7 protein-coding genes are annotated in these 12729 nt (G+C 40.3%); all 7 read left to right on the forward strand.

All coding sequences use genetic code 11. The features are described from left to right. Positions 1 to 50: 50 nt before the first annotated feature. The 7 genes from FKG96_RS12085 to FKG96_RS12115 all read left to right on the forward strand — a co-directional run bounded on the left by FKG96_RS12085 (position 51) and on the right by FKG96_RS12115 (position 12674). On the forward strand, positions 51 to 857 hold the full coding sequence (locus tag FKG96_RS12085; RefSeq protein ID WP_130857306.1) for a hypothetical protein: 807 nt from the start codon (positions 51 to 53) through the stop codon (positions 855 to 857). After that, positions 847 to 2886, forward strand: coding sequence for a helix-hairpin-helix domain-containing protein (locus tag FKG96_RS12090; RefSeq protein ID WP_149105549.1), 2040 nt, complete (start codon positions 847 to 849; stop codon positions 2884 to 2886). The genes FKG96_RS12085 and FKG96_RS12090 overlap by 11 nt, the downstream gene beginning before the upstream one ends. Before the next feature lie 6 nt (positions 2887 to 2892). Further along, positions 2893 to 5001 carry a ComEC/Rec2 family competence protein gene (locus FKG96_RS12095; protein WP_149105550.1) on the forward strand — a complete coding sequence of 703 codons (2109 nt, stop codon included), beginning with the start codon at positions 2893 to 2895 and terminating at the stop codon, positions 4999 to 5001. Between the two features lie 10 nt (positions 5002 to 5011). Continuing rightward, on the forward strand, positions 5012 to 6913 hold the full coding sequence (locus tag FKG96_RS12100) for an ATP-dependent DNA helicase RecQ (RefSeq protein ID WP_246860275.1): 1902 nt from the start codon (positions 5012 to 5014) through the stop codon (positions 6911 to 6913). A 149-nt stretch (positions 6914 to 7062) separates the two neighbouring features. Further along, a complete protein-coding gene (locus tag FKG96_RS12105) occupies positions 7063 to 7650 on the forward strand; it encodes an RNA polymerase sigma factor (protein ID WP_013666204.1) in 588 nt (195 codons plus the stop codon). A 317-nt stretch (positions 7651 to 7967) separates the two neighbouring features. Continuing rightward, positions 7968 to 8990 carry a FecR family protein gene (locus tag FKG96_RS12110; protein ID WP_149105552.1) on the forward strand — a complete coding sequence of 341 codons (1023 nt, stop codon included), beginning with the start codon at positions 7968 to 7970 and terminating at the stop codon, positions 8988 to 8990. A gap of 165 nt (positions 8991 to 9155) precedes the next feature. Next, a complete protein-coding gene (locus FKG96_RS12115) occupies positions 9156 to 12674 on the forward strand; it encodes a TonB-dependent receptor (RefSeq protein WP_130857312.1) in 3519 nt (1172 codons plus the stop codon). Positions 12675 to 12729 lie beyond the last annotated feature (55 nt).

The raw sequence follows: 12729 nt of genomic DNA on the forward strand, positions 1-12729 counted from the left end.
TCAAAGGCTAACTACGTTAAAATATTCGGTTTAAGTATCTTTAAGGTGCTATGTTTGGTACCTTCTTAAACCTAATTTTATTACTAACCGCTATCAACCTCTCAGCCCAGGTTTACCCGGCTTCCCGATATTGTGCTATGGGTGGTACGGGAAATGCATTGCAAGGTGTTGAAGGGCTGACATCCAATGTGGCCGGCATTGGTTCAATGACTGCATCTAGAGCAGGCATTTATCACCAAGAACATTTTTTAAACACAGATATACGCACGCAGGGGCTGCTATTGGCAGTGCCCACAAAATTGGGTGTATTTGGTTCTCATATTTCAAATTATGGGATTAAGGATGCTTATAGCGAGTTGAAGGCAAATCTTAGCTACGCTAAACGTTTTGGCCCACAGCTGTCCATCGGCCTTGCTTTAAATTACCATCAACTGCAGCTGAGGGAATATGGCAGAAATCAAGCTTTTTCGGCGGATGTTGGTTTACAATTTCAAGTAAAACCATTCTGGGTCATCGGTGCCCGCGTTGCAAACCCTGGATATGCTTCTTATGATTATTCCGCTTATTCCGTTATTCCGGTGATAATCGGCGTAGGTACCAGCTATCAATTTCATCCGAATTTACTTATAACTGCCGATTCGGAGAAGGTTCTTTATCGAGATAAGGTAGATTTCCGAACAGGCCTTGAATATAAACCCATTTCCTGGATGAGCTTTCGAGGTGGAATCGGATTAAATGAGTTTAGTCAATTTTGTGGGTTTGGCTTTGTATATCATAAAATGATTTTGGATTTAGCCACGGTGATTCATCATCGACTCGGGTTATCCCCTCAATTATTGCTTGCCTATGCTTTCTAAATCGGTCTTTTTTGTATTCTTATTTCTGTTATCCCATCTGGCCACTTTTTGCCAAACGGAAAATACCGATCTTATCGAACAGCTTGTTGAATCCATGGCCGATGATCTCACAGAAGATTATGATTATATGGAGCTTACAGAGAGATGGAACTACTATTTGAAACATCCGATCGATCTTAATAAAACAAGCAACGAGGAATTAAGCGAACTTCGTTTTTTGTCACCCTTGCAGGTAGCTGCTATTATCAACCATCGTAAACTAGCGGGTCCTTATCTGACGGTATATGAACTGCAAGCGGTGGACGGGCTGGATGTGGAGACGGTACGGCTCCTGCTACCTTTTGTTCGGGTAGAGCCATCGTCGAATTGGAATATGCCGGCAAAAGAGTTTCTAAGCAGCGGAAGACATGATTTGATGTTTCGATATGGACGCATCCTAGAGAAGCAAAACGGCTATGCCATAAAGGATCTAAACAGGTCGAGATATCTGGGTAGTGCCGATCGTTTATTTGGCCGATATCGTTACACGGTTCCGCAAAAACTTCAACTATCGTTAAACATGAAAAAGGACGCAGGTGAACAGTTCTTTAACGGGGCACAGCGCCTTGGCTTTGACTTTTATTCGGGAAGCCTTTATCTACAGAGCGTCAAACGATGGAAACATGTTGTTATTGGCGACTATTCTCTACAGTTTGGACAAGGACTTGCTTTATGGACAGGGGTTAGTTTCGGAAAGGGAGCACTGGTTCAACATGTGGCGCGACAAGGCATCGGTTTACGTCCCTATACATCAGCTAACGAGTTTTCTTTTTTTCGCGGGATCTCAGCCACCTATTCAGTAAAAAAGTGGAGCATTACGCCTTTTATATCTTATAAAAGATTGAGCGCTACCTTCGTGGATAGTCTTGCAGGTAAAGCTAATTATAGCGCTATTATTGAAAACGGCTTACATAGAACACCTAACGAGGTATCGAACAGGCACAATTTAAAGCAGTTGCTATTTGGTACCAATGTTCAGTATCAACGAAATTCACTTACTATTGGTGGCAATGTGTTTTATACCAAGCTGTCAGGTATAATAAGACCTCGGACACTTTTATACAATCAATATGCGTTTGCCGGAAACGATTTATCAAATGCCAGTATATACTACCATACCTATATTCATAATATGTACCTCTTTGGAGAAGTAGCGCATAGTTTTGGTAGCGGTTTAGCGTATACAAATGGTATTATCTCGTCCTTATCCCACGACTTGTCCTTGGTTTTGCAGTACAGAGATTACCAAAAGAACTATCATGCATTCTATAACCAAGGATTATCGGAAGGGAGCCGTGCAGTAAATGAAAAAGGATTCTATACCGGACTTATCTTTCAACCCAATAAGAAAGTACTATGGGTGGCTTATGCAGATGCTTTTAAATTTCCTTGGATAAGGTACCGAGTAGACGCACCATCGGATGGTCAGGATCTGTTTACACAATTGACTCTTACTCCCAATAAAAAGCTAAGATATCTGCTTCGTTACCGTTTTCGGAATAAAGCTGAAAATGGCGATTCGATACACCCCACTGCCGTGCTAGACCGGGTTCAGCGACAACAAATTAGGGCTGAAGCACAGTATCAGGTTAGCTCGACCATCGTTTTCCGTAACCGGTTTGAATACGGGTTTTATAAAAAAGCGGCACATGCCGAAAAAGGCTATCTGTTTTATCAGGATGTAATTTATAAGCCTCAAGGTATGTTTTCAGGTAATGCCCGTATCGCTTTATTTAAAACAGATGGTTATAATTCGCGCATATACGCTTTTGAGAATGATGTCTTGTATGCATCATCGTTTCCCTTCTACAGCAATAAAGGGATACGGTATTATTTGAATCTACGCTGTCGAATCAAGAGGGGTATGGATTTTTGGTGCCGTTATGCGGCTAGTCACTATCCGACGCTCCAAGAACTCGGTTCGACCTTGGATAAGATTGAAGGCAATCGCAAATCAGAAATCAAAATGCAGCTACGCTTTCAATTTTAAACTGAGATGTCTAGATTCATCAATTACCATACACAGGCGCCATTCGTATCTTTTTTGCTTGCCCTCATCCTCGGAATTGGAATAACCTATTTCATACCCGCTTCGATTTTTACATATCGGCTCATACTAATTGCTTGTCTATTGTTAATTGCTTGTTTTTTTGGTCTTGCCATTGGAACAAAGTGGAAGGTTCGATACTTATATGGACCTGCTTTTATAATTTTTTTTTCAATACTTATTTGCTTCGGAGCTTTGCTAAACTGGGAAAGCAATCCGGTTATCGACCATAGACATTTCAGTCATTATCAGAGTGATCATTTGCTTGGTTTTGTATCCGGTGAACCTAAGGTGAAAGGGGAAATTATAAGCACCGAAATGACAATCAATTATGTGAAGATAAAAGATGAATATAAGCCGGTAAGAGGGAAGCTTTTACTGAAAATTAAAACAAAGGAGAGAGACTTACTACTCCATTATGGTGATGAGCTTCGTATTCTTAGCAACTTTAAACGACTCAGGCAACCTTATAATCCCCATGAATTTGATTACGCAGTTTATATGTCTCATCGGGGAATTTGGCACGAAACGTTTCTTACTTCAGATGCGTTGAGCAAGACCGGTCGTAAAACGGGAAACCCGTTAATCGGTTACGCGCTCGAAACCAGAAAAAAAATGGTCGAGAAGTTTAATCGGTATTTTAGGAGTAAGGAGTCTGCGGCACTTCTCGCTACGCTAGTTTTAGGGTACCGTGCTTCCTTGGAGAAGGAACTGATAAAGGTCTTCTCCGCTACCGGCACAATACACATATTGGCCGTTTCCGGTATGCATGTTGGAATTGTCTTCGCTTTGTTTGCTTTTTGTTTACAATGGATGAATAAAGGCGGATGGTTGCGATATATACGTCTTCTTTTATTATTACTCTTTATATGGGCTTACGCATTACTAACAGGTTTTGCGCCATCTGTTCTCCGAGCGGCATTTATGATCAGTATCTTCATTATTGGCAATACGCTGAGACGTGCCGGTAATGGATATAACAACCTAGCCGCCTCTGCCTTTTTCTTATTATTGTACAACCCGGGATTTCTGAGAGATGTAGGTTTCCAATTGTCTTATTTGGCGGTTCTTGGTATCATTTGGTTGATGCCTCTTTTATCAGAGCTAGTAAGGTTTAAATATGAACTAGCGAATAAAGGCTGGTCATATGTATCGATGTCTTGCGCAGCACAATTAGCGAATTTCCCACTGGTGCTCTATTATTTTCATCTCTTTCCTGTTTATTTTTTGCCGGCAAACTTGTTTATCACCTTGCCGGTTAGCCTCCTTATTTACGCTGGTTTCTTATTATTAATGCTGCCGCTAAACAAATTCACCTATGGTATGGCTGATATATTAGAGCAATTCGTTCTTTTTGTTAACCGGGTATTGGTTCGTATAGAACAATGGCCTTTAGCTACCGTGAAGTCGATTTGGTTAACAAGCTATGAATACCTGATGCTTTACCTGGTTATGATAACGCTGGTACTAGCTTTTCAATTTTCCCGGAAGCAGTTGTTTTATGTATCAATTATAAGTATTCTTGTTTTAGGACTGATTGTCAATCAGCAATTATGGTCTAAGCATAACAGTAACCGACTCATCATCTTCAATGTCAATGATCAAATGGCTATAGGGCTTATAAATGGTGCAAAACCAATTCTTTACAGCAATGCCGATTCGATACAACAAGCGTTTATCCAATATTCCGTAATACCGGCACTTGAAGCTTATTCATCGATTCAATATTTATCCTTTATCAAAGAACCAGTGAAGTTCCATCTTAACGATATTTCCATCACGAACAATCATCTTCAATTTATGGAGAAACAGTTACTGATTTTAGACGGTCGAAAGAACCATCCAATCGCTACCGCACCTGACTGGTTGTTGGTACGAAACAATCCGAAAAGACCGTTAGACAGCTTGTTGGACACCTTGAAAAAAAGCACGCTTCTTATACTAGATGGGTCTAATAGTCGACATACCATTGATAGGTGGCGGGCAGATGCAGAGCGATTGAATATCGAATTCTACTGTCTAAAGGATAATTTTGCTTATGTTTGGAGCGCTAAATAGCTTAAACGCTATGTCTATACACGAAATTCTAGAACGGTATTGGGGTTATTCGCGTTTTAGACCTCTTCAGGAAGAGGTTATAAACCATGTTTTGGCTGGCCATGATGCCTTAGCGTTGATGCCTACAGGCGGAGGTAAGTCGCTCTGCTTTCAAGTTCCTGCACTGGCAATGAAAGGGATTTGCATTGTTGTAACTCCTTTGATAGCCTTAATGAAAGATCAAGTCGAGAATTTAAAAGCAAGAAACATAAAAGCGGTAGCAATATTTGCGGGTATGACCAAACGTGAAGTAGATATTGCATTGGACAACTGCGTGTATGGAGATATAAAATTTTTATACCTGTCGCCTGAACGCCTAATGAACGAGCTCGTGAAAGAACGGCTACGGTATATGCCTGTCAATTTATTCGCCATTGATGAGGCTCATTGTATTTCACAATGGGGATATGATTTTAGACCCCCTTATCTTCATTTATCTGAACTACGTGAGCTACATCCACAGGTGCCGTTTTTAGCATTAACGGCTACTGCCACACCTAAAGTAGTAAATGACATCCAGGAGAAACTTAAATTTAGAAAAACGACCGACCAAGCCGTATTCGTCAAAAGTTTCTCACGGGAAAATTTGGCCTATATGGTGATTGCTGAAAACCATAAGACCGGCCGCTTAGTCAAAATCATAAAAAAAATAAAAGGAAGTGGTATCGTTTATGTCCGAAACAGAAGGGAAACGCAGGAAATTACCCGTTTCCTGTTGATGGAAAACATAAAAGCCGATTTTTATCACGCCGGGTTGTCGACCCCGGAACGATCGAAAAAGCAAGAGGCATGGAAACAAAACCAGACACAGGTAATTGTAGCAACCAATGCTTTTGGTATGGGTATTGACAAACCTGATGTTCGTTTCGTAATCCATATGGATATTCCGGATACATTGGAAGCTTATTTTCAGGAGGCTGGGCGAGCCGGACGGGATGGAAAGAAAGCCTACGCGGTGTTGTTGTATAATGAAGAAGACAAGGAGCGACTAATAAGAAATTTTGAGTTAAGCTTTCCCACAACCAAGGAAATCACCCAAATTTATTATCACTTGGGAAATTATTTTCAATTGGCGTATGGTGCGGGACAATATCTGTGCTTTGATTTTGATATAGGCACTTTTTGCAAAAGGTACCAGTTAGAACCTTTAAAAGTAATTAGTGCGCTGAAGTTTTTGGAACGCGATGAATGGCTCGCAGTAACAGAAAATGTATACTTACCTTCCCGGTTTCGCTTCGGAGTGGGATCGCAAGATCTATACAGTTTTCAAGTAGCCCATGCCAACCTGGATGGATTTATCAAAGTCATGTTACGTGCTTATGGCGGGGCCTTTGATTATTATGTTTCATTCCGTGAGGCGGACTTAGCCCGTAAAGCGGGACTCTCACTCCATGAGACGCTTAACCATTTAAAGCAGCTGGAACAGTATCAGATTATCAGTTATTTATCGCAGACAGATAAACCACAGATCCAGTTCTTGCAACCAAGAAGCGATTCACAGCATTTACATATTGACAAAAAGCACATTGATGAACGAAAGAAAATAGGCGAGGAGCAATTGCAGTCTGTACTCAACTTTTTACAGCTTGATGCTTGCCGATCACAACAACTGTTAGCTTATTTCGGAGAGAAAAACATGGAGCTTTGTGGGATATGCGATTATTGCCTGAAGAGGCAGAAGAAAGCAAAGGAAGAAGAAATAGAAGACCTAATCGTTGCCGAGATCATAGACCTGCTATCAACTAATCATTTGACCTTAGATGCTTTGGTCGATGGATTGAAAACGGGAGATGAAAGCGATCGAATCACCTGTATCCGTAATTTAGTTGATGGCGGAAAAATAAAATTTAATAGCGGTAAGTATTATCTCTAATGGAATAAATAAAGAGTACAGTCCCCTTTACACAGAAACACACTGTTACAAAATAAGTGTGAAATAATCACATTAGCATACAATTGACCGAGTTTGTTTGCTTAATTGAATGTTGTTTATATATTTGTGCTAACCACTTTATAAACGATATGGAATACTGCGACTCTACGGATGCTGAATTACTAACGAAAATAAAGGAAAATGACCACCGAGCATTCAAAGAGATTTATAAGAGATATTGGAAAGTGTGTTTTTTACAATTATTCAAAAAATCAAGCAGTAAAGAGTTAGCAGAGGAATTAACCCAAAATATTTTCATATCCCTGTGGGAGCGCAGGCAAATAGTTGAAATAAACAATTTATCTGCTTACTTGATGTCGGCTGTTCGATTCAGCTTCATTAATTATCTAAAAAACGTTTTGCAATTTGATCAATATGCGGAATACAAAAAGACGCATAGTGAGATCGGTGCGAATAGCTTGGAAGAGCAGTTAGCGGTTCGGGAGCTTTCTATCTCGATAGAAAAAGGAATTAATATGCTGCCTCGTAAAACCCGGGAAGTGTTTGTGCTAAGTCGCCTGGAATATAACTCGGTGAAGGAGATCGCACAGAAATTAAAAATTTCCGAAAAGGCAGTAGAATACCATATTACCCAATCGTTAAAAGCCATGCGCCTAGCCCTGAAGGATTATATGATTATTATAACTTTTATTGTTTCTGCTTTATTTTGCTGCTAGAACGACTTCCGGAAATCGTCTATCAGCTTTTATTGCATATCCCTGGCTTTGCAACAAGCTTGCTCAGATCCTTACCACAAGATTATACTGGCTAATTATCACATTGGCTAATTCGTTAAGTAGTCAAATAGTTGAGTAGGGAAATAGTTGCTCTACAATTCACCACTTAACGACTCAACCAGTCAACGTTTCAACAACTCAACCACACCACGTCTCAACCAAATAAAAAAAAAATTAAAAAAATTTAGGGGTATGGCTTAGTTGTATTACTATAGATATGTAAAGCCTTTATAAGGCCTATACTAACCAGCATCATTATGAGCCGTAAAGCCTTTCAAAGTTTATTGGAGCGCTATTTAAAAGGTAACTGCACACAGGAGGAGCAGGAAACCGTTCGTCGTTGGTATGATTTGTTAGATAGCGATGTCGATTTAAATTTAAGCGAAGTCGAATTTGCAGAACTGGAAGATCGGCTATGGGATAAGATTAACAAGGAAACGCAGCCAAGGGAGGACAAAAAAAAAGGTCGATCGACGGTGATTAGGCCATTCGGTAGATTTTATATATCAACAGCCGCAGCCGCGGTGCTGTTAATTGTAGGTTCGGTTTGGGTTTACAATCGATTAAAGTGCAATCCCGTTGAACCGGACTTTGTGAGTAAAAAGGAAAGCTTCATTACGAAAGTTATAAATCCGAATGATGAACCATTGGAAGTTTCCTTGCCGGATTCAACGCGGATTAAGCTTTTCAAAGGAGCGCAGCTAACATATGCTACTCGTTTTAATAAACGAGAAGTTTCATTAGTCGGTGACGCACTATTTAATGTGAAGGGAGACCCCGCTAATCCTTTTCAGGTATTTCATGAAGAAATGATTACCAGGGTATTAGGTACTTGTTTTAAAATCCAGTCGGGCAAGGGAGCGGGTAAAGACGAAGTAATTGTGTACACCGGTAAGGTACAAGTAATACGAAGTGCTAAAAATAATTTGGTACGACGAATAATAGAGACACCGAAGACCTTGAATTTAACGATGAATCAACGAGCGATATTGGACGAGCAAAAAGGAAGCTTTAGTGAAACGTTGGTAGAAAGGCCCATTCCTGTTGAGACGAAAAGAACGCTACTTGATGAGGTCGTATTTAAAGAAATCAGTTTAGCAGACTTAGCCAATAAATTAAGTGATGTTTATCATATCGATATCCGTGTAAGACCAGCTGTCAGGAAGATTACATTTCGAGGAGATTTGAGTGGTATGGAGTTGTTTGATCAGCTAAATCTCGTTTGCAATGTTACAGAAACCAATTACCATATAATCGATAAAACAATTGAAATCCAATAAATCCAATCAATAAAACGAAAACCAAACATGAATCGCTTATGAACACAACGTAGACTAAACCAAACAAAGACCGGCAATATGGGGGTATTGCCGGTCGGAGATTAAATCATGATTCAGGGTCGGTGCTTAAAACCGGCCCTTCACAAACCAAAATTTTTCGAATTTATGAAAAAAGAACGAATTATTGCTTTAACAAAAACGGCGATGAGAATATCCTTTATTCAAGCGCTTCTTATTTCGGTGGGAACCTTAAGTGCCTACGCCCATACAGCCGAAGCACAGGGAGCTTTGAAAAAAACGATTAACATAACGAAGAAGAGGATGACCTTGAAGAACTTTTTAGAGAATTTGGAAACCCAATCTCAAGTAAAGTTCGTGTACAGTCCTTCTATATTAAAAAGCCATCGAATAGTGGAGGTGGGAAGCTTGCAAAGTAACTTGGCGGATGTGTTGGAGGAGGTATTGGCTCCGATGGATATTAATTATAAGGTAGAAAATGAAAAGATCTTACTCATTCAGAATCGACAAGAACTGAAAATTGTAGGTAGAGTAACCGATGCAACGGATAATGCGCCTTTGCCAGGAGTCAGTGTCTTAGTAAAAGGGTCAACCAATGGTATTTTAACAGACAATCAAGGGCAGTATAGCTTAACCGTGAAGGCAAACGACATATTAGTTGTCTCCTATGTAGGTTATACGAGTCAAGAAGTTCGTGTTAGCAGTGGGAAGACAACTTATAACATCAGTTTGCAATCAACTACGAGCGATTTGGACGAAGTGGTGGTTACCGGTTATTCCGCACAACGTAAGAAAGACTTGACAGGTGCCGTTGCGGTGGTTGATATTGGACAATTGAAAAGCCAGCCTGCTGCGAGCCCAGTTGAAGCCTTACAAGGTAAAGCCACTGGCGTGCAAATCGTTTCTGATGGAGCGCCGGGAGCAACACCTCAGATACGCATCCGCGGTTATAGTACAATCAATAATAACGACCCTTTATATGTAATTGATGGGGTTCCTTATGAAGGAAAATTAGGTTGGTTGAACTCGAATGATATCGAAAGTATGCAGGTATTGAAAGACGCTTCGGCGGCTTCCATATATGGGGCACGTGCAAATAATGGAGTTGTTATTGTCACTACAAGAAAGGGTACTAAAGGAAAAGCGACAATAGGTTTAGATGCATATTACGGTGTTCAACAAGCTAGAAGTAGCGCTTTTCCAGATATGTTAAATCCACAACAGTGGGCAGAAAATCTTTATCAAGGTTATCGTAATGCAGGCCTAGATCCAGTCAGTGCCTGGGGTAGGATGTATGGTTCTGGAGATAACCCAGTATTACCGGATTATTTATTAGCTGGAGGAAAAGTTGGCGCCCAAATTACTGCTGCAGATGTGGATCCTGCTCTATATAATTATTCGCGTGATAACTCCACCTTTTACCAGATTACTCAAGCAAATAAGGTGGGAACCAATTGGTTCAAAGAACTGACGCAGTCTGCTCCTATGCAAAGTTATCAACTTAGTGCTAGCGGTGGGTCGGATGATGCAACCTACGCAATGTCCGGCGGGTATTTTAAACAAGAAGGCGTGGTGATTAATACCGGTTTCCAACGTTTTAATTTTAGATCCAACACCCAATTTAGTGCATTTAATAAAAAATTACGCATCGGAGAAAACGCGCAATATTCTTATACAGAGAATTATGGCATAGGATCTAATGTTAATGTCTCTGGTGATTATCAGGGAGAAGGAAGCGTGCTCGGATTTGCCTACAGGATACAAAATATTATTCCTGTATATGATATTATGGGGAATTTTGCCGGGTCTCGAGGTGGTGCTTTGGGAAATGGAGAGAATCCTGTGGCCATATCTTATCGAGCTAAGGATGACAAATCGAAAAGTAATACATTTTTTGGTAATGCATTTGCTGAATACGACATTATTGAGGGTTTGATGTTGCGCACCAGTTTTGGTATTCGCTATGAAAACTGGGGCAATATTGACATTGTCTATCCTAATCCGGAATTTCAGGAAGGAAGTTTTAACAACGCCTTGACAGAAAACCAAGGATATAATACCGAGTGGACTTGGACAAACACTTTGAATTATAAACCGAAACTTGGTGATGACCACAGTTTGAATGTATTGTTGGGTACAGAGGCTTTTAAAAGCCGCAGTCGACAATTAACTGGAGGTAGGAATAACTTCTTTATCTTAAATAGCCTGGATTATCTTTATCTAAGTCAAGGAAGCTCTAATATTAGCAATAACAGTTTAGGTAACGTAGGTTCCCTATTCTCTTTATTTGGTAAGGCCGACTATGCTTTTAAAGACCGTTATTTATTAAGTTTAACTGTACGTCGTGATGGTTCGTCTAACTTCGGTCCAGATAATCTTTATGGGGTATTTCCTGCAGCTAGTGCAGCTTGGCGGCTATCTGAAGAGGAATTTTTGAAAGACGCTACTTGGTTGTCTGATTTGAAAATCCGTGCAGGGTATGGAGTTACAGGTAACCAGCGGATTCCAACCTTTCAATACCTCAATCGCTTTTCTTCCACTATTGCGCAATCTTCTTATCCGATGGGAGGAAGCTCATTTGTAACGGGTATTTACCAAAATGCTTACAGTAATCAAGGTATCAAATGGGAAGAGGTGAAATCGCTCAATTTAGGACTTGATTTTACTTTATTGAATGGTGATTTTGACGGGTCGTTTGATTGGTATAACCGTAAAACGAGCGACATGCTTTATCAATTGCCTTTGCCTGCCATTGCGATCGGTTTAGGAACTTCTCCTTATGTGAATGTGGGTGATATGCAAAACAAAGGAGTAGAATTGTCGCTAGGATATCATTATGGCAGAAGTCAACAAAAACCATTTACGTTGGATGTTACAGCAAATATATCGCGAAACGTAAACGAGGTGGTTTCTTTAGCGCCATCCGTAACGCAGCAGGTATATGGGAATTTTAGAAGCTTGCAAACCACTATTTTGAAAGACGGCGCGCCTTTTGGTTCGTTTTATGGTTACAATATGATCGGTATTTATCAAGACGAAGAGGATCTTGCGAATAGCCCGACTTATTCTGGTGCACGTGTGGGGGGACCAAAGTATGCAGATATTAGTGGAAACGGAACCATCGGTCCAGAAGACCGTGATGTCATTGGTAGCCCACATCCTGATTTTGTTTATTCACTAGGTATTAATGCTGCCTACAAAAATTTTGATGTTCAAATGTTCTTTAATGGTTCACAAGGAAATGACTTATATGAAGCGACGCGTTATTTTACGGATTTCGGGACTTTCGCTGGGCAAACCAGTACTCGTTTGTTAAACGCTTGGAGTCCAACAAATACCGGCAGCATGACACCTTCGCCTTATCAAGGGGCTTCAGATTTTGAATATGCTTCCTCTAGTTATTATGTACAGGATGGAAGTTTTTTCCGAATGAAGAATTTTCAGATAGGCTATAACTTTCCTGTGAAGACGCTTTTTGGAGCCAATACTGAAATCAGTAGATTCCGCGTTTATCTCGGTGCAACGAATTTATTTACCATCACAAATTATACTGGCCTTGATCCGGAAGTCTCACAAACCAATAGCACCTTTCAAGCTTTGGGAGTTGACTTTGGTGTTTATCCGGTACCACGTCAATATATGATAGGGTTAAATATTGGCTTCTAATAATTAATGCTTCTGATGAGGCCTATAAGTTATCAGATTAATAACAAAAAATGTA

Source organism: Olivibacter sp. LS-1 (genome assembly GCF_008245145.1).
Classification (GTDB): domain Bacteria; phylum Bacteroidota; class Bacteroidia; order Sphingobacteriales; family Sphingobacteriaceae; genus Olivibacter; species Olivibacter oleidegradans.